21 protein-coding genes and 1 pseudogene are annotated in these 19,288 nt (G+C 73.8%); 5 read left to right on the top strand and 17 right to left on the bottom strand.

Annotated elements, in window-relative coordinates; genetic code table 11:
- The first annotated feature begins 49 nt into the window (after positions 1 to 49).
- Positions 50 to 1,276, top strand: a complete 1,227-nt coding sequence (locus tag CCZ36_RS21725; RefSeq protein ID WP_128818378.1) for a THUMP-like domain-containing protein — start codon at positions 50 to 52, stop codon at positions 1,274 to 1,276.
- A gap of 698 nt (positions 1,277 to 1,974) precedes the next feature.
- Here CCZ36_RS21725 and CCZ36_RS21715 read toward each other — a convergent pair.
- The 5 genes from CCZ36_RS21715 to tsaB all read right to left on the bottom strand — a co-directional run bounded on the left by CCZ36_RS21715 (position 1,975) and on the right by tsaB (position 5,095).
- Positions 1,975 to 2,439 carry a VOC family protein gene (locus CCZ36_RS21715; RefSeq protein WP_069736490.1) on the bottom strand — a complete coding sequence of 155 codons (465 nt, stop codon included), beginning with the start codon at positions 2,437 to 2,439 and terminating at the stop codon, positions 1,975 to 1,977.
- Between the two features lie 112 nt (positions 2,440 to 2,551).
- Positions 2,552 to 2,821: a hypothetical protein gene (locus CCZ36_RS21710; RefSeq protein WP_069736489.1), complete on the bottom strand. Its 270-nt coding sequence runs from the start codon at positions 2,819 to 2,821 to the stop codon at positions 2,552 to 2,554.
- Positions 2,818 to 3,936 (bottom strand): tRNA (adenosine(37)-N6)-threonylcarbamoyltransferase complex transferase subunit TsaD, encoded by a 1,119-nt coding sequence (tsaD, locus tag CCZ36_RS21705; RefSeq protein ID WP_069736488.1) that lies wholly within the window; start codon positions 3,934 to 3,936, stop codon positions 2,818 to 2,820. The genes CCZ36_RS21710 and tsaD overlap by 4 nt, the downstream gene beginning before the upstream one ends.
- Entirely contained in the window at positions 3,936 to 4,451 is a 516-nt protein-coding gene (gene rimI / locus CCZ36_RS21700; protein ID WP_069736487.1) for a ribosomal protein S18-alanine N-acetyltransferase, read from the bottom strand. Before rimI ends, tsaD begins: the two co-directional genes overlap by 1 nt.
- A complete protein-coding gene (tsaB, locus tag CCZ36_RS21695) occupies positions 4,448 to 5,095 on the bottom strand; it encodes a tRNA (adenosine(37)-N6)-threonylcarbamoyltransferase complex dimerization subunit type 1 TsaB (protein ID WP_069736512.1) in 648 nt (215 codons plus the stop codon). Before tsaB ends, rimI begins: the two co-directional genes overlap by 4 nt.
- 135 nt (positions 5,096 to 5,230) lie before the next feature.
- Between tsaB and CCZ36_RS21690 the strand changes: the two genes are divergently transcribed.
- The gene (locus CCZ36_RS21690) at positions 5,231 to 5,824 is read left to right on the top strand and encodes a hypothetical protein (RefSeq protein ID WP_199888369.1); all 594 of its coding nucleotides are present in this window, start codon (positions 5,231 to 5,233) and stop codon (positions 5,822 to 5,824) included.
- A gap of 28 nt (positions 5,825 to 5,852) precedes the next feature.
- Here CCZ36_RS21690 and CCZ36_RS21685 read toward each other — a convergent pair whose 3' ends face one another.
- From CCZ36_RS21685 to glmS, 8 genes are all read right to left on the bottom strand, one after another.
- Positions 5,853 to 6,062, bottom strand: coding sequence for a hypothetical protein (locus CCZ36_RS21685; RefSeq protein WP_069736485.1), 210 nt, complete (start codon positions 6,060 to 6,062; stop codon positions 5,853 to 5,855).
- A 134-nt stretch (positions 6,063 to 6,196) separates the two neighbouring features.
- On the bottom strand, positions 6,197 to 6,766 hold the full coding sequence (gene tsaE, locus CCZ36_RS21680) for a tRNA (adenosine(37)-N6)-threonylcarbamoyltransferase complex ATPase subunit type 1 TsaE (protein WP_069736484.1): 570 nt from the start codon (positions 6,764 to 6,766) through the stop codon (positions 6,197 to 6,199).
- Positions 6,735 to 7,988, bottom strand: coding sequence for an alpha/beta fold hydrolase (locus CCZ36_RS21675; protein WP_069736483.1), 1,254 nt, complete (start codon positions 7,986 to 7,988; stop codon positions 6,735 to 6,737). The genes tsaE and CCZ36_RS21675 overlap by 32 nt, the downstream gene beginning before the upstream one ends.
- Positions 7,985 to 9,157 (bottom strand): alanine racemase, encoded by a 1,173-nt coding sequence (alr, locus tag CCZ36_RS21670; RefSeq protein WP_069736482.1) that lies wholly within the window; start codon positions 9,155 to 9,157, stop codon positions 7,985 to 7,987. The genes CCZ36_RS21675 and alr overlap by 4 nt, the downstream gene beginning before the upstream one ends.
- 60 nt (positions 9,158 to 9,217) lie before the next feature.
- Positions 9,218 to 9,595, bottom strand: a complete 378-nt coding sequence (locus CCZ36_RS21665; RefSeq protein WP_069736481.1) for a DUF488 domain-containing protein — start codon at positions 9,593 to 9,595, stop codon at positions 9,218 to 9,220.
- 65 nt (positions 9,596 to 9,660) lie between these two features.
- Positions 9,661 to 11,109, bottom strand: coding sequence for a bifunctional ADP-dependent NAD(P)H-hydrate dehydratase/NAD(P)H-hydrate epimerase (locus CCZ36_RS21660; RefSeq protein ID WP_069736480.1), 1,449 nt, complete (start codon positions 11,107 to 11,109; stop codon positions 9,661 to 9,663).
- Positions 11,110 to 11,184: 75 nt separating this feature from the next.
- On the bottom strand, positions 11,185 to 11,553 hold the full coding sequence (locus CCZ36_RS21655) for a holo-ACP synthase (protein ID WP_012379449.1): 369 nt from the start codon (positions 11,551 to 11,553) through the stop codon (positions 11,185 to 11,187).
- 27 nt (positions 11,554 to 11,580) lie between these two features.
- A complete protein-coding gene (gene glmS / locus CCZ36_RS21650) occupies positions 11,581 to 13,428 on the bottom strand; it encodes a glutamine--fructose-6-phosphate transaminase (isomerizing) (protein WP_069736479.1) in 1,848 nt (615 codons plus the stop codon).
- A gap of 108 nt (positions 13,429 to 13,536) precedes the next feature.
- Here glmS and CCZ36_RS36985 point away from each other — a divergent pair.
- Positions 13,537 to 13,608, top strand: a pseudogene (locus CCZ36_RS36985) (type II toxin-antitoxin system VapB family antitoxin); the annotation flags it as partial.
- A 257-nt stretch (positions 13,609 to 13,865) separates the two neighbouring features.
- Here CCZ36_RS36985 and CCZ36_RS21640 read toward each other — a convergent pair.
- Positions 13,866 to 15,239, bottom strand: coding sequence for a M14 family metallopeptidase (locus CCZ36_RS21640; RefSeq protein ID WP_069736477.1), 1,374 nt, complete (start codon positions 15,237 to 15,239; stop codon positions 13,866 to 13,868).
- A gap of 209 nt (positions 15,240 to 15,448) precedes the next feature.
- On the bottom strand, positions 15,449 to 16,546 hold the full coding sequence (locus CCZ36_RS21635; protein WP_128819667.1) for an epoxide hydrolase family protein: 1,098 nt from the start codon (positions 16,544 to 16,546) through the stop codon (positions 15,449 to 15,451).
- 97 nt (positions 16,547 to 16,643) lie between these two features.
- Between CCZ36_RS21635 and CCZ36_RS21630 the strand changes: the two genes are divergently transcribed.
- Positions 16,644 to 17,102, top strand: a complete 459-nt coding sequence (locus CCZ36_RS21630; protein ID WP_128818377.1) for a MarR family winged helix-turn-helix transcriptional regulator — start codon at positions 16,644 to 16,646, stop codon at positions 17,100 to 17,102.
- A 124-nt stretch (positions 17,103 to 17,226) separates the two neighbouring features.
- On the top strand, positions 17,227 to 17,379 hold the full coding sequence (locus tag CCZ36_RS36980; protein ID WP_443069814.1) for a hypothetical protein: 153 nt from the start codon (positions 17,227 to 17,229) through the stop codon (positions 17,377 to 17,379).
- A gap of 123 nt (positions 17,380 to 17,502) precedes the next feature.
- Here CCZ36_RS36980 and CCZ36_RS21620 read toward each other — a convergent pair whose 3' ends face one another.
- The gene (locus tag CCZ36_RS21620) at positions 17,503 to 18,834 is read right to left on the bottom strand and encodes an RNA polymerase sigma factor (protein ID WP_206515761.1); all 1,332 of its coding nucleotides are present in this window, start codon (positions 18,832 to 18,834) and stop codon (positions 17,503 to 17,505) included.
- 5 nt (positions 18,835 to 18,839) lie between these two features.
- Entirely contained in the window at positions 18,840 to 19,190 is a 351-nt protein-coding gene (locus CCZ36_RS21615) for a YciI family protein (protein WP_030798833.1), read from the bottom strand.
- Positions 19,191 to 19,288 lie beyond the last annotated feature (98 nt).

Below are 19,288 nucleotides of genomic sequence, written 5' to 3'. Positions count from 1 at the left end.
CGTCCCCCGGGCGGCCCACAGGGACCCGGCGCGCCCGGCCTGGCCCACAATGGACCGGGTGAACGCAACGACCCCCTCCGCCTCCTCGGCCGACGACCCCGCCCGCGCCGCCTTCGCCGCGCTGCGCACCCCCGAGGGCGAACAGCTGCTGGCCGAGCTGCGCGACCACGACCCGGCGGACGAGCTGGCCACCGCGACCCGGCTGCGCCGCACGCACCCGGCGGAGCTGGTGTCGGCGGCCCTGGGCCAGGCCCGGTTGCGGCAGCGGGCGGTCGCCAAGTTCGGGGCCGAGGACGCGTACCGGATGTACTTCACGCCCAACGGGGTCGAGCAGGCCACCCGTACCTCGGTCGCCGCCCACCGCGCCGCCCGGTTCGCCGGGCTCGGCGTGCGGAGCGTGGCGGACCTGTGCTGCGGCATCGGCGGCGACGCGATCGCGCTGGCCCGCGCCGGGATCTCCGTGCTCGCCGTGGACCGCGACCCGCTGACGGCCGAGGTGGCCCGTGCCAACGCCGAGGCGCTGGGACTCGGGGAGCTGATCGAGGTGCGGTGCGCCGATGTCACGGAGATCGACACCGCTCCGTACGACGCAGTCTTCGTGGACCCGGCGCGGCGCGGCGGACGCGGCAGGATCTTCGATCCGGAGGCGTACTCACCGCCGCTGTCCTGGGCCACGGCCGCCGCGCTGAAGGCCCCCAGGGCGGCGCTGAAGATCGCCCCGGGCATCCCGCACGAGGCGATCGGCCCGGAGGCGGAGGCCGAGTGGATCTCGGACGGCGGGGACGTGAAGGAGGCGGTGCTCTGGTACGGGGAGGGCTTCGCGCCCGGTTCGTTCCGGGCCACGCTGCTGCCGTCCGGGGCGGCCCTGAGCGCCCCCGCCCCGCTGCCGGCCCCGCCGGTGGGCCCGGTCGGGCGCTATCTGTACGAGCCGGACGGCGCGGTGATCCGGGCCCATCTGGTCGCGGACCTCGTGGAGCGGTGCGGCGGGCGGCTGGTGGACGAGACGATCGCGTACATCACGAGCGACCGGCGGTACTCCTCGCCGTACGTCGCCGGGTACGAGATCACCGACGAGCTGCCGTTCAGCATGAAGAGGCTGAAGGCGCTGCTGCGGGAGCGTCGGGTCGGCGTGCTGACCGTCAAGAAGCGGGGTTCGGCGGTGGAACCGGAGGAGCTGCGGCGCCGGATGAAGCTGAGTGGTCCGAACGTGGCGACGGTGTTCCTGACCCGGGTCGCGGGTGCCCCGACGATGCTGATCGGCCACCCGCTGGGCTGACCGGTACGGACCCGGCCCCCGTGCCCGTACCGCTGCCGCCGCCCATCAGCACGCGCACCACCCAGCGGCGGTGGGCGAGAGCGGTCACCCCGCCGACCAGCGCGGTCAGCCAGGCGACCATGCCGACGCCCATCACCAGGGCGACCAGTCCGTAGGTCTCCCGCCCCGGCCGTGCGCTCGCGGGCCCGATGACGCAGAGGGCGAGCCCCGCGGCGCCCAGGACGAACGACAGCAGCAGCCAGGTCAGGCTCGTCCCGGGCATCCGCAGCCGCCGGTCGCGCTCCGGGTCGCGGTCCAGCGCACCCCACGCGTCGAGCAGCACGCGGACCTTCCGGTCCCGGGAGATGCCGACGCAGGCGAAGGCGACCGCCGGGACGAGGACCGCGAAGCCGATGACCAGGACGACGACTCCGCCGATGGCGCTGAAGACGTCGGCCTCCTGCTCGAAGACGACGAGCCCCGAGCCCACCAGGCTCCAGCCGGTCGCGGCGAGCGCCGCCCACATCCACAGCAGCCCGAGCCGCCCCGGCCCCACGTGCATCCTCACCAGCTCGCCCAGGACCACCGCCCGGTCGGCGAGCAGCGCGTCGCGGTCGGGCCAGGACCGGATCGCGACGGGCGGAGGGGGCGGCGGGAGCGGGGCACGGCGTGGCATGCGCGGAACACTACCGATGGGGCCCCGGGGGCGGCGCTGCCGGTCAGGCGTCGCGCAGGGCCTGGATGTCCAGCTTGCCCATGCCCAGCATGGCCTTCATGGTCCGGTCCGCCTTGGCCGGGTCCGGGTCGGCCAGCAGGCGCGGCAGCTCGTTGGGCACGATCTGCCAGGACACCCCGAACTTGTCCTTGAGCCAGCCGCACCGGCCCTCCTCGCCGCCCTCGGAGAGCGCCTCCCAGAACCGGTCCACCTCGGCCTGGTCGGCGCAGTCGACGGAGAGCGAGATCGCCTCGGTGAACGGGAACTGCGGGCCGCCGTTGAGCCCCGTGTAGTCCTGCCCGGCGAGCCGGAAGGCCACGGTGAGCACCGAGCCCTTCCGGCCGGGAGCCTCGTCGCCGTAGTAGGCGATGTCCAGGATCCGGGAGTCACCGCCGAAGATCGCGACGTAGTGCTCGGCCGCCTCCTCGGCCTGACCGTCGAACCAGAGACAGGGGGTGATCTTCTGCATGACCTTCACCTCTTCGGGCGTCCACGCGTCCGGGCCGGGCGGTCCGGACGTCGTGGAAGGTAGACCGGGCCCGCCGCCCGAACTCATCGGACACGCGACGGAACCCCGCGCCTCACCCCACCGCTTCGAACCGCCACCGGTGCACGGCCCGGGTGACCAGGTCGGCGTCGGGCTCGGGCAGTTCGGGGAGGTCGTCACCGTACGAGGCGCCCGGCCACCAGGTCATCACGAGCACCCGGTCCTGCGGGGCGCGCAGGAGTTCACGGCGGGCGGGCTCCCGGGACAGCTCGGCGGAGCGGGCCCGGGCCCACTCCAGGAGTTCGGCGCCCCGGCCCTCGGTGGCGCGGGCCTCCCACATCAGGACGACGGCCGTGCCGCTCATGAGTACAGGTTGTCCTTGCTGATCTCGTGCACGTGGTCGTGATCGTGCGCGTGGGAGTGGGAGTGCGCGGCCCCCGGCACGTGCGGCTCCGTCACCGGCAGCGAGGAGTCGGCCGACAGCTCCAGGTCGGAGGGGAGCCGGTTGCGGGCGACCATCTCCGCGCCGAGCGCCGCGACCATCGCGCCGTTGTCGGTGCAGAGCTTCGGGCGGGGCACCCGCAGCCGGATGCCGGCCCGCTCGCACCGCTCCTCGGCGAGGGCGCGCAGCCGGGAGTTGGCCGCGACGCCGCCGCCGATCATCAGGTGGTCGACGCCCTCGTCCTTGCAGGCCCGCACGGCCTTTCGCGTGAGCACGTCCACCACGGCCTCCTGGAAGGACGCCGCCACATCCCGTACGGGCACCTCCTCGCCGGCCGCGCGCTTCGCCTCGATCCAGCGCGCCACGGACGTCTTCAGCCCGGAGAAGGAGAAGTCGTACGGGGCGTCGCGCGGGCCGGTCAGACCGCGCGGGAAGGCGATGGCCCGCGGGTCGCCCTCGCGGGCCAGCCGGTCGATGACGGGGCCGCCGGGGAAGCCGAGGTCCAGGACGCGGGCGATCTTGTCGAAGGCCTCGCCCGCCGCGTCGTCGATCGTCGCGCCGAGCGGGCGGACGTCGGAGGTGATGTCGGGGGCCAGGAGCAGGGAGGAGTGGCCGCCGCTGACCAGCAGGGCCATCGTCGGCTCGGGCAACGGGCCGTGCTCCAGCTGGTCGACGCAGATGTGCGAGGCGAGGTGGTTGACCCCGTAGAGCGGTTTGCCGAGGGCGTACGCGTACGCCTTGGCGGCCGAGACGCCGACGAGCAGGGCTCCGGCGAGCCCGGGTCCGGAGGTGACGGCGATCCCGTCGAGGTCGCGGGCGCTGACCCCCGCCTCCTTCAGGGCCCGCTCGATGGTGGGGACCATCGCCTCCAGGTGGGCGCGGGAGGCGATCTCCGGGACGACGCCGCCGAAGCGGGCGTGGGTGTCGACGCTGGAGGCGACGGCGTCGGCGAGCAGGGTCGTGCCGCGCACGATGCCCACGCCGGTCTCGTCGCAGGAGGTCTCGATGCCGAGTACGAGGGGTTCGTCGGCAGCCATCATTCAGTCCCGGTCTCTGGAGCGTTGTCCGCTACGTGTTCGTGCAGGGTGAGGCGCATGACCAGGGCGTCGATGTTCCCCGGTTGGTAGTAGCCGCGCCGGAAGCCGATCGGCTCGAAGCCGAAGCGCTCGTACAGCTTCTGCGCGCGGGTGTTGTCGACCCGCACTTCCAGCAGCACGGTGGCGCACTCGAAGGCGGTCGCGGCCTTCAGCAGATCGGTGAGGAGTTCGGAGCCGAGGCCGGTGCCCCAGGCCTCGCGGCTGACCGCGATGGTCTGGACGTCGGAGAGGTCGCCGAGGGCGGCGAGCCCCGCGTAGCCGACGATACGCCCGGTGGCGGGCTCCTCGGCGACGACGTAGTGGCGGGTGGCGCCGGGGCCGCGGGCATGGGCCAGCTCGGACCAGAACATGCCGGGCGACCAGGCGTCGTCCGGGAACAGCGCGTGTTCGAGCTCCAGCACCGGTTCGATGTCCCACCAGCGCATCTCGCGCAGGACGGCGGTGGTGGCGCTCACTTGGGGGTGACCACCTTGTAGTTCTTCGGGACCTGGGCGTCGGGACGGCGCAGATAGAGCGGCTGCGGCTCCAGGAGCTCCTGCCCGGCGGCGAGACGCTCGGCGGCGAGCGCGGCGAGCGCCCCGGCACAGACGTGCTCGGGGCCGCGCCGGTCCGGGAAGGACTCCGGGTAGAGCACCGCGCCCGCGCCGACGACGGGGAGCCCGGCGACGGCTTCGGCGATGTCGGCGGGCCGGTCGACGGCGGGCCCACCCGTACGGGTGCGGGCGTTCTCGTACCGCGCCCAGTACACCTCCTTGCGGCGGGCGTCCGTCGCCACGGCGAAGGGCCCTTCCAGGCCGTCCTGCCCCGCGGCGTACGCGATCCCGTCCAGGGTGCACAGGCCGTGGACCGGGACGGAGAGGGCCGAGCCGAAGGTGGCGGCGGTGACCAGGCCGACGCGCAGGCCGGTGTACGGGCCGGGGCCGACGCCGACGACCACGCCCGTCACGGCGTCGAGCTTCGTCCCGGCCTCGGCGAGGACCCGGTCGACGGCGGGGAGCAGCAGCTCCCCGTGCCTGCGGGCGTCGACCTGCCCGGAGGAGGCGATGACGGACGTACCGTCGTGCAGGGCGACGGTCACGGCGGGTGTGGCGGTATCCATGGCGAGCAAGAGCACAGCAAACAGCCTACGGCTCCGCCGACGGCGTTACGGCGCCCGTACGGCGTCCCGGCCCGCACCCGTGCTGCTGCTACCGTCACCGGGTATCCGCGGGTACGACGTAAACGCTTGTACGACATGCGGCAGACGGCCGCCGAAAGGGGAGTTCAGGTGGCAAGGAGCAGCTCGGGAATCGTGGCCGGGCTCACCGCCGCAGCGGTCGCCGCGGTCGCCTTCCTCGCTTACCAGGCCTCGGCCAACGCCCCCGGCTCGGTGGCCTCCTCGCCGGGCCCGAAGACCTCCGCCACGGCCCCGGCCAAGCCCTCCGCCAAGCCGAAGCCGGCCGACCCGCTGGCGGTCCCGGCGGCGTCCGGCAAGGGCGAGCGCGTGGTGTACGCGCTGAAGGACCGCCGGGTGTGGCTCGTCAACGAGGACAACGAGTCGATCCGGACCTTCACGGTCATGCCGAGCCCCGTCAGCCCGCCGCCCGGCGTCCACCGGGTCACCTCGCGCTCGGGCACGGTCCAGGGCTCGGACGGCGTCCCGATCGAGCACGTGGTCCGCTTCGCGAACGTGGACGAGGTGGCGATCGGCTTCAGCGCCGCGCAGGACGGCTCGATGGCCAGCCCGGACCCGACGTCGAAGACCGGAGGCGTACGGATGAAGCGCGCGGACGGCAACGCGATGTGGACCTTCGCGACGGTCGGCGCGAAGGTCGTCGTCGTCCCGTAACCGTCGAGCGGGGTCAGAACGCCGGGTCTCAGGCCGCGTGACGCCGGACGGCGTCCGCGTGGCCGCCGCCCCCGTCCCGGTCCGCCGCGTCGGACGCTTCGCCGGCGTCCGTGGTGTCGCTCGGCGGGGTGGAGACCGCGGTGGCCGCGGCGCACGAGGCCAGCAGGTCTTTCATCGACAGGACGGACGGGGCGGACGGTCGCGGCTGCGGTCGCGCTGCGCGCTCGGGCGTCGGCATGGATGCCTCCTGGGGGCTCCGGTGGAGGGCGCGGTTAGGTAAACCTAACTACGCCTCGTACCCATGTGACCATGACCACGGTCTCCCGCGCAACAATTTACCGACGCCCTGTCGGGAAGGCCACCCCCGGGGCGTTACGCCAGCGCCTCCCGCAGCCCCGCCCAGCGCGCCCCGATGCCCACCAGGGTCACCTCGCGCCGCTCGTCGTCGGTGTCGCCGGTCGCGCGGTCGATGAGGACGCGCAGCCGGTCCTCCGAGAGCTCCTCGACCTTGCCGTCGCCCCACTCCACGACCACCACCGACTCCGGCAGCGACACGTCCAGGTCCAGGTCCTCCATCTCGTCGAGCCCGCCGCCCAGGCGGTACGCGTCGACGTGGACCAGGGCGGGCCCCTGGACCAGGGAGGGATGGACGCGGGCGATGACGAAGGTGGGCGAGGTGACCGCGCCGCGCACGCCGAGGCCCTCGCCGAGGCCGCGGGTCAGGGTCGTCTTCCCGGCGCCCAGCTCGCCCGTGAGCATCACCAGGTCGCCGGGGGCCAGCACCCCGGCCAGGCGGCGGCCGAGGTCCTGCATCTGTTCGGGGGAGGTGACGGTGAGCGTGACGGTGACGGCATCGGGCAGGGCCCCGGCGGCGTCGGGAACGGTCGTCCCGGTGGGCTCGGGAACGGTCTCAGCGGCCGGGCCGTTGTGCGGTGCTTCCATGTCCGCCAACGTTAGCGGCCGGCACCGTGCCACTGCGGACGAGCAGGTCGGCCAGCCGGTCCGTGACGGTCTCGGGGTGCTCCAGCATCACCAGGTGCCCGGCGTCCGGCACGATCACCAGTTCGGCGTCGGGCAGGACGTCCGCGATGGCCTCGCTGTGGGAGCTGGGCGTCACCAGGTCCTTGTCGCCGGCCAGGATCAGCACGGGCACGTCCCGGAACCCGGGCAGCGCGCCGCTCTTGTCGTGCTCGGTGAACGCCGGGTAGAACTCGGCGACCACGTCGATCGGGGTGGCCTCGATCAGCCGCTCCGCGAACCGGGCGACCGCCGGGTCCACGTCCCGGGACCCGAACGAATAGCGCTTGATCAGGCCGGCGAAGAGGTCCGCGGTGGCCCGCCGCCCCTTCTCCACCAGCTCCGCCTGCGAGCCCAGCGCCTTGAGCACGCCCGGCAGCACCCGGCGCACCGCGTTCACGCCCGCCACCGGCAGCCCGAAGTCGACCTCGCCGAGCTTGCCGCTGGAGGTGCCGATCAGGGCGACGGCGGCGACCCGGTCCCGGATCAGCGCCGGGTACTGGTCGGCCAGCGCCATCATCGTCATGCCGCCCATGGAGTGCCCGGCCAGCACCAGCGGGCCGTCGGGGGCCGCCGCGTCGATGACCGCCTTCAGATCGCGGCCGAGCTGGTCGATGCCGACCGGCACCCCGTCGGCCTGGGACCGCCCGCGCTCGGAGCGGCCGTGGCTGCGCTGGTCCCAGTGGACGGTGCGGACGAGGCCGCGCAGGGCGGCCCGCTGGAAGTGCCAGGAGTCCTGGCCGAGGCAGTAGCCGTGGCTGAAGACGACGGTGACCGGGGCGGGGGCCTTGCGCCCGAAGAGCCGGCGGCGACGCGTGCCGGAGGAGGCGCTCTCGTCGGCCGTCGCCGGCTCGGCCTCCACCTCGTCGACCTCGTAGTACAGCTCGGTGCCGTCGTCGGCGACGGCCCGGCCCGGGGTGCCGCGCAGCGATCCGTAGGGCCCGGTCGCGTCCAGCGCGAGGCGGGCCTTCTTGCGCATGCCGCGCCCGACGGTGAGCCGCTCGACGGCGACCCCGGCCGCCGCTCCGGCGGCGAGGACCCCTATCGCGGCCCCGGCGATCCCGGCCCGCCGCCAGCCCGCCGTACCGGCCGCGCCCGCCGCGTTCGCGGTCGCGGCCACCACGGCCTCCGCGCTGCTCTCGCTCACCGCGGCGCGCCTCCGGTCAGCTCGTCGGCCGTCTCGTTCACGTAGACGCGGGGCACCCGGGTGCCGATGCGGGTGACGATCTCGTACGCGATGGTTCCGGCGGCCTCCGCCCAGTCCTGCGCGGTCGGCTCGCCCCGGTCGCCCGGCCCGAACAGCACCGCTTCCGCGCCCGCCTCGGGACGGTCGCCCCGGAGGTCGACGACGAACTGGTCCATGGCGACCCGGCCCGCGACCGTGCGCACCTTCCCGCCGACCAGGACGGGCCCGCTGCCGGACGCGTGGCGCGGGACGCCGTCCGCGTAGCCGACGGGGATCAGGCCGAGGGTGGTCTCGGCGGGAGTCGTGTAGTGGTGGCCGTAGCTGACACCGTGTCCGGCCGGGGCGTCCTTGACCAGGGCGACGGCCGCGGCGAGCGTCATCACGGGGCGCAGCCCGAGCTCGGCCGATGTGCCCAGCTCGGGGGCGGGCGAGATGCCGTACATCGCGATGCCGGTCCGCACGAGGTCGAAGTGCGCCTCGGGGATCGTGAGCGTGGCCGGGGAGTTGGCCAGGTGCCGCACCTCGGGCTCCACGCCCTCCTTCTCGGCGTACGCCACCATGTCGCGGTAGACGCCGAGCTGGGCGGCGATCGAGGGGTGGCCGGGCTCGTCGGCGCAGGCGAAGTGGGACCACAGTCCGGTGACCTTCAGGCGTCCGGCCCGTTCGGCGGCCAGCGCCTCGGTGACCAGCTCGGACCAGTCGGCGGGCTGGCAGCCGCCCCGGCCGAGGCCGGTGTCGGCCTTGAGCTGGACGCGGGCGGGGCGTTGCGCCGCCTCGGCGGCGGCGACGACCTCGCGCAGCGCCCACAGGCCGCCGACCGACACGTCGATGTCGGCCTCGATCGCCTCGCGCCAGGGCCCGCCCGGCGTCCACAGCCAGCACATCATCCGGCCGTCGAGTCCGGCCGCCCGCAGGGCGAGCGCCTCGTGGGGGGTCGCGGTGCCGAGCCAGGTCGCCCCGGCCTCCCGTGCGGCCCGGGCGCAGGGCACCGCGCCGTGCCCGTACCCGTCGGACTTCACGACGGCCATGAGCTGCGCACCGGTCGCCCGCTCGCGCAGGACGCGCACATTGGCGCGCAGCGCGGCGAGGTCGATCTCGGCACGGGCTCTCAGGGACGCTGTCTCGTTCATCGCGCCCAGTCTCTCAGAGGCCCCGTCCGCCTCCCCGGCAGCGCACGCCGGTATCCGGACTTATGTACGTTTCATCACATGTCGGAGGTGGTCGACCAGCACGGGCACATGACTGTCCTCGACGTCCTTGGCGGCGGTGATCAGGGTGACGGGCCCGCCTTCCCGCACGAGCCCCGCCAGCCGCTCGACGGCCTCCGTGTGCGTCGGGTCGTCCAGCTCGGTGCGGTAGCGCTCGACGAACTCCTCGTGCCGGTCCGCGCGGTCGTGGTGGTACCAGGAGCGCAGCTCGTCCGAGGGCGTGAGGTCCTTGAGCCATACGTCGACGGCTGCCCGCTCCTTGGAGACGCCCCGGGGCCAGAGCCGGTCGACCAGCACCCGGGTGCCGTCGGTGTCCTCGACCGGGTCGTACGCCCTGCGTACGCGTACGGCTTCACTCACGACCGGAACCGCCCTTCCTCCGCCGAGCCTCCTGGGCCTCCTTGGGCCTCCACCATCTCCCCGCCTCATCCCGCCCGCACGTCGCGCCAGGCCGCCGGGATGCCGTCGGCGACGTCCTGCGCGGAGACCGGGGCCCCGTCGGAGCCGTGCCGGGCGGCGAGTCCGTGCAGATAGGCGCCGACGGACGCGGCGTCGCGCGGGGCGAGCCCGGCCGCGAGCAGGGACCCGGTGAGACCGGAGAGGACGTCGCCGCTGCCCGCGGTGGCGAGCCAGGGCGTGCCGGTCGGGTTGACCCGTACGGGGGTGTCGCGGGCCTCCGCGATCAGGGTGGTGGAGCCCTTGAGGAGCACGGTGGCGCGGTAGCGGGCGGCCAGTTCGCGCACGGCGGTGAGCCGTCCGGACTCGACCTCCTCTCGGGCCGTGCCGAGCAGCGCGGCGGCCTCACCCGCGTGCGGCGTGAGGACGGTCGGGGCGGTCCGGGTCCGTACGGTCCCGGCGTCCAGCAGTCGCAGCCCGTCCGCGTCGACGAGCACCGGAACGTCGGCGGCCAGCACATCGGCGACGGCGGCCTCCGCGCCGCGCCCGTCCCCCAGCCCCGGCCCGACCACCCAGGCCTGCACCCGCCCGGCCTTCGACGGCGGCCCGGCGTGCACCAGCGCCTCGGGGAACCGGGCGATCACCGCGTCCGCGCCCGGTCCGACGTACCGCACGGCTCCGGCGCCGCCGCGCAGCGCGCCCGCGACGGCGAGGACGGCGGCGCCCGGGTAGCGCTCGGACCCGGCGACGACGCCGACGACGCCGCGCCGGTACTTGTCGCTCTCCGCGCCCGGCACCGGCAGCAGCGCGGCCACGTCCGCGTACTGGAGCGCCTCCAGGTCCGGCGGCTCGGGCAGCTCGGGCCCGAGCCCGATGTCCACCAGCCGCAGGGCGCCCGCGTGTTCGGCTGCCGGGTCGATCAGGAGGCCCGGCTTGTACGTCCCGAAGGTGACGGTGGCATCCGCCCGGACGGCCTCGCCGTGCACCTCCCCGGTGTCGGCCTCGACCCCGCTCGGCAGGTCGACGGAGATGACCGGCGTACGGTCCCGGGTCACCGTGTGCACCAGCTCGGTGGCGTCCTCGCGCAGCCCGCCGCGCCCGCCGATGCCGGTGATGCCGTCCACGACGAGGTCGAGCACGCCGAGCCCGTCCGGCCCGTCGACGACCTGCCCCCCGGCGGCCAGCAGCGCGGCGAGCCCGCCCGGGTGGGCGCGGTCGGGGGCGAGCAGCAGGGCCCGCACGCCCGCGCCCCGGCGGGCCAGGCGGGCACCCGCGTACAGCGCGTCGCCGCCGTTGTCGCCGCTGCCGACGAGGAGCAGGACCCGGGACCCGTACACCCGACCCTTGCGTCGCAGCAGATCGCCGCAGGCGGCGGCGAGCCCGGCGGCGGCGCGCTGCATCAGCGCGCCCTCCGGCAGGCGTTGCATGAGGGCGGCCTCGGCGGCCCGTACGGTCTCCACGCTGTAGGCACGTCGCATGGTCCAACCCTCCGCGATCACACGGGCCGACGCCACCCCCGCGCGGCGTGGCGACCGGTTCGGCCGTGCGGGTGCTCACCCCTCCGCGATGACCACCGCCGACGCGACCCCCGCGTCATGGCTGAGCGAGACGTGCCAGCCGCGTACCCCCAGTTCGGCGGCGCGGGCGGCGACCGTGCCGCTGACCCGCAGCCGGGGCTGCCCGCTCTCCTCGACCCAGACCTCCGCGTCGCTCCAGAGCAGCCCGCCCGGTGCGCCGAGCGCCTTGGCCAGGGCCTCCTTCGCGGCGAACCGGGCGGCGAGCGAGGCGATCCCGCGCCGCTCGCCGCTCGGCAGCGTCAGCTCGCTGCCGACGAAGAGCCGGTCGGCCAGCTGGGGCGTACGCTCCAGCGCGGCGCCGAACCGCTCGATCTCGGCCACGTCGATGCCGACCCCAATGATCACGGCCCCCACCCTCGTTCGCTCACTCGCTCACTCCACGGTCACGGACTTCGCCAGGTTGCGCGGCTGGTCCACTTCGTTGCCGCGGGCCGTCGCGAGCTCGCAGGCGAAGACCTGGAGCGGCACGGTGGAGACCAGCGGCTGAAGCAGCGTAGGCGTTGCGGGGACGGTGATGAGGTGGTCGGCGTACGGGACGACGGCCTCGTCGCCCTCCTCGGCGACGACGATCGTGATCGCGCCCCGGGCCCGGATCTCCTGGATGTTGGAGACGATCTTGTCGTGGAGGACCGAACGCCCGCGCGGTGAGGGGACGATGACGACGACCGGGAGGCCCTCCTCGATGAGCGCGATGGGCCCGTGCTTGAGCTCTCCCGCGGCGAACCCCTCGGCGTGCATGTAGGCGAGTTCCTTGAGTTTGAGCGCGCCTTCGAGGGCGACCGGGTAGCCGACGTGGCGCCCGACGAAGAGGACGGTGTCGTGGTGGGCGAGGGAGCGGGCCAGCTCGCGGACGGGCTCCATGGTGGTGAGGACGCGTCCCACCTCGGCGGAGATCGCGGAGAGCTGGCGCACCACCGTGCGGATCTCGTCGCCCCATTTGGTGCCGCGCACCTGGCCGAGGTAGAGGGCGACGAGGTAGCAGGCGACGAGCTGGGTCAGGAAGGCCTTGGTGGAGGCGACGGCGACTTCGGGCCCGGCGTGCGTGTAGAGCACGGCGTCGGATTCGCGCGGGATCGTCGAGCCGTTGGTGTTGCAGATGGCGAGCACCTTGGCGCCCTGTTCCCGGGCGTGCCGCAGGGCCATCAGGGTGTCCATGGTCTCGCCGGACTGGGAGATGGCGACGACGAGGGTGCGCTGGTCGAGGATCGGGTCGCGGTAGCGGAACTCGCTGGCCAGCTCGGTCTCGCAGGGCAGCCGGGTCCAGTGCTCGATGGCGTACTTGGCGATCATCCCGGCGTGGAACGCGGTGCCGCAGGCGACGATGACGACCTTGTCGACCTCGCGGAGTTCGACGTCCGGGATGCGGACCTCGTCGAGGTGGAGCGCGCCTTCGCCGTCGACCCGGCCGAGGAGGGTGTCGGCGACGGCCTGGGGCTGGTCGGCGATCTCCTTGAGCATGAAGGAGGCGTAGCCGCCCTTCTCCGCGGCGGAGGCGTCCCAGTCGACGTGGTACTCGCGTACGTCCGCGGGCTGCCCGTCGAACCCGGTGACGGTGACGCCCTCGGGGCTCAGCTCGACGACCTGGTCCTGGCCCAGCTCGATCGCGGAGCGGGTGTGCGCGATGAAGGCGGCGACGTCGGAGGCGAGGAACCACTCGTCCTGCCCGACGCCCACGACGAGCGGTGAGTTGCGCCGCGCGCCGACGACGACGTCCGGCTGGTCCGCGTGCACGGCGACGAGGGTGAAGGCCCCCTCCAGCCGCCGGCACACCTGCCGCATGGCGTCCGCGAGGTCCCCGCCCGCCGAGAACGCCTCGGCCAGCAGATGCCCGACGACCTCGGTGTCCGTCTCCGACTCCAGGGCGTGCCCGCGCCCGGTCAGCTCGCGCCGCAGGGCGGCGAAGTTCTCGATGATCCCGTTGTGCACGACGGCGACCCGTCCCGCGTTGTCCAGATGCGGATGGGCGTTGACGTCGGTGGGCGCCCCGTGCGTCGCCCACCGCGTGTGCCCGATCCCGGTCCGCCCGGCCGGCAGCGGCCGGTCGCCCAGCTCCTTCTCCAGATTGACGAGCTTGCCCGCCTTCTTCGCGGCGGCGAGCCCGCCGTCCGCGAGAACGGCGACACCCGCCGAGTCGTAGCCCCGGTATTCGAGGCGCTTGAGTCCCGCGACGACGACGTCCTGCGCCGACTGCACACCGACATAACCCACGATTCCGCACATAGCGGCACCATAAGGCCGGAGGCGGCTCGCGGGAGGAATGTTGGTCCCATACAGAGCTCTGTACATGCTCCACATGGCGGCGCAGGACGCCCGACGGGAGGGCCGGACATGTCGGTGGCCCAGTTCGACCTAGACGATGAAGCTCTGGAGCAGGCGATGGCCCTGTCCAGGGCCCGCACGAAGAAGGAGACCGTCAACATCGCCCTGCGCTTCTACGCCGAGCAGCAGGAGAGGGCGGCACGCATCGGCCGGCACTTCGCTCACGCCCTCCAAGTGGCGGCCCACCACGGGCTGACGGTCCTTCATGACGACCTCGACCACCACACGGTCGCCGGCACGCCCCGGACCTCGGCGAGCACAGCGTCCACGACGTGGCGTGAGACTCCGGTGCGGGGCCGCAGGGGATCCCGCACCGGAGGGGAGCCGGTCTCACCCCGTCAGGAGCAGTACTGCGCCTCCTTGCCGATCGACCGGTACATGCAGTCCGCGTTCTCGATCAGCTGCAGCACCGCGTCCCGGTTGCGGGAGGTCTCGCGCTCGATGACCTCGTCGGGCGGGTAGAAGCCGCCGCCCCAGGACGAGCTCGGGTACATCTCGAAGGTGTAGCCGAAGATCCTCTGCGAGCCCCACAGCCAGTCGTCGATCGACCCGTCGGTGATGTACAGGTCGCTGGACTGCTCGGCGGTGTAGCCGTTGCTCGCCGCCATCTTCCGGCCCACGGCCGCGAACGCGTTGCGGTCGTCGGCGGTCATGCCGGGGGCGGTGTCGTTGTACGTGTAGCCGAAGGGCCACAGCACCAGTTCGCTGTACGTGTGGAAGTCGATGGCCGCCGTGATCTGCTGCTTGCCGCCGACCACCCGGCTGCGCACGAAGTCCGCCACGACCTTCGTCTCGGGCGCGGACTCGGCCGCCCGGCCGCGGTAGGTGTCCGACGACGGGCTGGAGGAGGAGCCGCCGCAGCAGCCCCACTTGTAGGCCCAGTTGCGGTTGAGGTCGGTGCCGATCGCGCTGGAGCCGCTGTTGGGCTGCCGGTTCTTGCGCCAGCTGCGGTACGAGCCGGAGGCGATGTCGTACTCGCCGCCGTCCGGGTTCATGTCCGGCACGATCCACAGCTCGCGGCCGTTGACGGCCTGCGTGATCCGGGAGTCGGTCCCGTAGCCGGCCGCGAACTCGCGCAGCAGGTACAGGGACATCTCGACGGTCAGGTGCTCACGGGCGTGCTGGTGGGCGGTGAACAGGACCTCGGGTTCGGCCTCGTCGGTGCCGACGTTGTCGCTGACCTTGACCGCGATGATGTCCCGGCCCTGGTACGTCTTGCCGATGACCCGCTTGCTCATGATCGAGGGGTTCGCGGCGATGCGCGCGTCGATCGCCGCCGTCATCTCGGCGTAGTTGTGGTAGCGGGAGTCGGCGGGCGGGAAGTCCTGTACGCCGACGCCGTCCGCCCCGTGGGCGTGCGCATGGGCGTCGGGCGCGGGCAGGGCCTCCAGGACGTGACCGCGCGCCCGGAGCTTCCTGGCCTGGGCGGCGTCCGCGGTGATCACGACTCCGTGGTCGTGCACCTCGTCGATCGAGACGCCCGCGCGGGCGATGTCGGTCCGGGCGGCGGGGGTGGTGCGCCCGGCGATCTCGTACTGGAGCACCCGCTCGTCGGCGGCGACGGCCGCGTTCGGGGCGGAGGGCTCGGCGGTGGCCACGGCGGTCGCGGGGGCCGCGAGGCCGAGGGCGAGCAGAACGGCTAGGGCGGCGTTGCGGCGGGTCCTCGCGGGCCGGGTTCTCGGCCGGGAGGTCCGTGGGGTGACGAGTCGCATGCTGGCATCTCCTGGGTCCGTCGGGGTGGGGGGTGGAGCTGTGCGACGGGCACAGAATGGAGCCATGTCATGAGCGGGTCAAGATAGGACTTCCGGCCATGATTCACCCGGCTCGGCGCTCACCCCTCTTCCGCCCCCCCCTGCGCGGCGAACGGTCCAGGCAACGGGAATGCCATCAGGAAGGCAGCCGACCGCGCCAGCCCTCAGGGCTACCCCTGAGCAACGCCCCGGGCGAGCTCGAGGAAGAACTCCCGCACGTCCCCGGCCAGCAGCTCCGGCACCTCCATCGCCGCGAAGTGACCGCCACGGTCGAACTCCGACCAGTGCCTGATGTCGTACAGCCGCTCGGCCAGCGGCCGCACCGACCGCGTGATGTCGTGGGCGAACACCGCCACGCCGAGCGGCACCGGGCACGGCTCGCCCCGCCGCGTCGACTCGCGGTGCAGTCGCGCCGAGGAGGCCGCGGTGGCGGTCAGCCAGTACAGCGATACGTCGGTGAGTATCCGCTCGTCGCCGACCGGCGTGCGGGGGTCCGTCCACTGGGCGAAGCGCTCGGCGATCCAGGCCAGTTGGCCGACGGGCGAATCGGTCAGCGCGTAGCCGATGGTCTGCGGGGTGGCGGCCTGGAGCGCCTGGTACGGCGGCCGGTTCGCCATCAGTCGCCTGACCTGGTCCAGCCGGGCCCGGTCCTGCTCGGACAGGTCGACCCCGGCGTCCGGATCCGGCCGGGTCGGCAGGTAGTTGACGTGCACCCCGACCACCCGTTCCCGGTCCACCGATCCGAGCGCCGTCGAGATGCCCGACCCGAAGTCGCCGCCCTGCGCGCCGTATCGCTCGTACCCGAGGCGGCGCATGAGCTCGGCCCAGGCCCGCGCCACCCGGGTGACGTCCCAGCCGCGCTCGCGGGTCGGCCCGGAGAAGCCGTAACCCGGGATGGACGGGATGACGAGGTGGAAGTCGCGGGCCAGCGGCTCGATCACGTCGAGGAACTCCAGGAAGGACCCGGGCCAGCCGTGGGTGAGGATCAGCGCGAGCGCGTCCGGTCTCGGGGACCGCACATGGACGAAGTGCACGTTCTGGCCCTCGATCTCCGTGGTGAAGTGGGGCAGGTCGTTGAGCTCGGCCTCGTGCTTCCGCCAGTCGTACCGGGTGTGCCAGTGGTCGGCCAGCTCCTTCAGCCGGGCGAGCGGGAAGCCGTAGTCCCACCCGGCGTCGGCGATCTCGTTGGGCCAGCGGGTGCGGGAGAGCCGGTCGTCCAGGTCGTCGAGGTCGGCCTGGGGGATGTCGATGCGGAACGGCTTGATCATGATCGCGACCTTCCATGTCATTGGCTGAACCAACGTTGGCTGGACCCACAATACGCCGGATCGTGGGTCCGGCCAACGACTTGCTAGATTCGCGCCCGTGGACATCGAAGAGGGGATGCCGCCGCGGCGGCTGCGCACACTGCCGAGCAGGCTGACCAACCAGGCGGCCCTGGCCGCCAACCGGATCGTGGACCGGGCGCTCGCCGAGGCCGGCGCCCGGCGCTACCACTACGCGCTGCTCGCCGCGTCGGAGGAGTACGGCCCGTCCAGCCAGGCCGCCCTGGGCCGCCGTACCGGCATCGACCGCAGCGACATGGTGGCGACCGTCAACGAGCTGGCCGAGCGGCGGCTCCTCGACCGGTCACCCGACCCGGAGGACCGCCGCCGCAACATCATCAGCATCACCGCGGCGGGCCGCCGGGAACTCACCCACCTCGACGAACTGCTCGCCGCCGCGCAGGAGGACTTCCTCGCCCCGCTGGGCGCGGCCGACCGGCGAACACTGACCGGCCTGCTGACGCGCCTCGTGGACCACCACCGCGGCGAGCAGCGCTGACCGCGCCCGGGGGCTCCCCGCCACCGCCGCCGCCCAGGGCTCGGGCTGGGAACCGGCCCCCTCCGCACCCTGGGACGTCCCGGCCGGCGAGCGGTGCGCGTTCCCGGTCCACGGCGAGCCGATCGTGGACGAGGTGGTCAGCAGCGAACTGCTTCCGCCCGCCGAGGGCGTGGCCCGGCCGGCCTACAAGGGCGACCTCGTGGTCCGGGTGACGAACAAGGAGACCGGAGCCCACGACGACGCCGACGTGAGCGGCACCACGCTGGTCGACGTGTAGGCCTCCGGGGCCCAGCTCCGGCGGGTGAGCGGCCCGGTGACGAGCCGGGTACCGGAGGGGTACGGGCGGATCACCGGCGAGCGCCGCCCGTACCCCTCCAGCCGCCTCGGGCACGGTCTCCGCCTACTCCCCCAGCTTCCGTCGCAGCGCGGCCCGTTCCGGCTCGGTGCCCGCCTGCTCCAGCGCCTGCCGGTACGCCTCCGCCGCCTCCCCCGCCCGCCCCAGCCGGGTCAGCAGATCCCCCCGGGCCACCGCGTACGGCGGGTACGCGCGCAGCCTCGGCTCTCCCGCCAACGCGTCCAGCAGCGCGAGCCCGGCGCCCGGCCCGTCCCGCATCGCGACCGCCACGGCGCGGTTCACCGCCACCACGGGGGAGGGGGCGAGGGTGAACAGCACGTCGTACAGGGCCACGATCTGCGCCCAGTCCGTGGACTCCACGTCCGCCGCCTCGTCGTGCAGAGCGGCGATGGCCGCCTGCACCCCGTAGGGCCCGGCCGGTCCGCCGGTCAGCGCCCGGACCACCAGCCCACGGCCCTCCTCGATCATCGCCCGGTCCCAGCGCCCCCGGTCCTGCTCCTCCAGGAGCACCGGCTCGCCGTCCGGCCCGGTCCGCGCGTCGCGCCGGGCGTGGACGAGGAGCAGCAGCGCGAGGAGCCCGGCGGTCTCCCGTTCGGCGGGCAGCAGACGGCGCAGTATCCGGGCGAGGCGGATGGCCTCCTCGGCCAGGTCGAGCCGCTGGAGACGGGGACCGGAGCTGGCCGCGTACCCCTCCGTGAACACCGAGTAGACGACCTGGAGCACTCCGGGCAGCCGCTCCGGCAGTTCATCGGGTCCGGGCACCCGGAACGGGATCCGGGCCTCGCGGATCTTCTTCTTGGCCCGCACGATGCGCTGGGCCATGGTCGCCGTCGGCACGAGGAAGGCGCGGGCGACCTCCGGTGTGGTGAGGCCGGCGAGGCAGCGCAGGGTGATGGCGGTACGGTCCTCGGCGGCGAGGGCGGGGTGGGTACAGGTGAAGAACAACTGAAGCCGTTCGTCGGCCGGCTCACCGGTCTCGGCTCCCGAGGTGGATCCCGCGCCCGATACGGATCCCGTGTCCGCCGCGGGGGCCGGCTCCGCCCGTTCCGCGTCGGCCCGGAGGACGGCGAGCCGGGCCGCGTACGCCTGGTCGCGCCGCAGCCGGTCCACGGCCTTGCGCCGCGCGGTCGTCAGCAGCCAGGCCCCGGGCCGGGCGGGGACGCCTTCGGCGGGCCAGTGGCGCAACGCCGCCTCGATCGCCTCGGACGTCACCTCCTCGGCCAGGTCGAGGTCTCCGAACCGGCGGACGAGGGAGGCGAGCAGCAGCCCGCGCTCCTCCCGGAACACCGCCTCGACGGCGACCCGGGCCTCCCCCGCCGAGACGCCCTCACCGGCCGGCGGAAGGCCCTCCCCGGCCGAGGCGCCCTCGTCCGCCACGGCTCTCAGGCCCCGAAGTCCGCGACCGGCCGGACGACGACCGCGCCGCCGTCACGCGAGCCGGGACAGCGCGCGGCCCAGTCGAGGGCGGCGTCGAGGTCGGGCACGTCGATCACGAGGAACCCGCCCAGCAACTCCCTGGTCTCGGCGAACGGCCCGTCCGTCACGGTCCGCTCCCCCGTGGGCGAGACCCGCACGGTGGTCGCGGTCACGAGGTCGGCCAGCGACTCCCCGGAGACGTGGATCCCGGCGTCGCGTACGGCCTTGTCGTACGCCATCCAGTCCTCGACGGTGCACTGGGGCGCGCCGCCCTGCTCGTCGACGGCCCCGCTGTGGATCAGCAGCATGTACTTCATGATCGGCTCCTGTCGCCTGTCTGGTACCAGCCCTCAAGGCTGCTTACACCATGACGACGAACGGGACCGACCGCGATCGACACGCACGCCGAAAAAGT

This window comes from Streptomyces sp. S063 (assembly GCF_002832675.1).
Taxonomy (GTDB): Bacteria; Actinomycetota; Actinomycetes; order Streptomycetales; family Streptomycetaceae; genus Streptomyces; species Streptomyces sindenensis.
Note: the sequence above shows the minus strand (reverse complement) of the source record. Positions and strands in the feature narration are given on the sequence as shown.

Excerpts from the sequence above, each read along its gene's own strand:
- CCZ36_RS21725 (WP_128818378.1), top strand. The coding sequence starts at position 50 with ATGGACCGGGTGAACGCAACGACCCCCTCCGCCTCCTCGGCCGACGAC.
- CCZ36_RS21715 (WP_069736490.1), bottom strand. The coding sequence starts at position 2,439 with ATGCAGAAGATCACCCCCTGTCTCTGGTTCGACGGTCAGGCCGAGGAG.
- CCZ36_RS21710 (WP_069736489.1), bottom strand. The coding sequence starts at position 2,821 with ATGAGCGGCACGGCCGTCGTCCTGATGTGGGAGGCCCGCGCCACCGAG.
- tsaD (WP_069736488.1), bottom strand. The coding sequence starts at position 3,936 with ATGGCTGCCGACGAACCCCTCGTACTCGGCATCGAGACCTCCTGCGAC.
- tsaB (WP_069736512.1), bottom strand. The coding sequence starts at position 5,095 with ATGGATACCGCCACACCCGCCGTGACCGTCGCCCTGCACGACGGTACG.
- CCZ36_RS21690 (WP_199888369.1), top strand. The coding sequence starts at position 5,231 with ATGCGGCAGACGGCCGCCGAAAGGGGAGTTCAGGTGGCAAGGAGCAGC.
- CCZ36_RS21685 (WP_069736485.1), bottom strand. The coding sequence starts at position 6,062 with ATGCCGACGCCCGAGCGCGCAGCGCGACCGCAGCCGCGACCGTCCGCC.
- tsaE (WP_069736484.1), bottom strand. The coding sequence starts at position 6,766 with ATGGAAGCACCGCACAACGGCCCGGCCGCTGAGACCGTTCCCGAGCCC.
- alr (WP_069736482.1), bottom strand. The coding sequence starts at position 9,157 with ATGAACGAGACAGCGTCCCTGAGAGCCCGTGCCGAGATCGACCTCGCC.
- CCZ36_RS21660 (WP_069736480.1), bottom strand. The coding sequence starts at position 11,109 with ATGCGACGTGCCTACAGCGTGGAGACCGTACGGGCCGCCGAGGCCGCC.
- glmS (WP_069736479.1), bottom strand. The coding sequence starts at position 13,428 with ATGTGCGGAATCGTGGGTTATGTCGGTGTGCAGTCGGCGCAGGACGTC.
- CCZ36_RS21640 (WP_069736477.1), bottom strand. The coding sequence starts at position 15,239 with ATGCGACTCGTCACCCCACGGACCTCCCGGCCGAGAACCCGGCCCGCG.
- CCZ36_RS21635 (WP_128819667.1), bottom strand. The coding sequence starts at position 16,546 with ATGATCAAGCCGTTCCGCATCGACATCCCCCAGGCCGACCTCGACGAC.
- CCZ36_RS21615 (WP_030798833.1), bottom strand. The coding sequence starts at position 19,190 with ATGAAGTACATGCTGCTGATCCACAGCGGGGCCGTCGACGAGCAGGGC.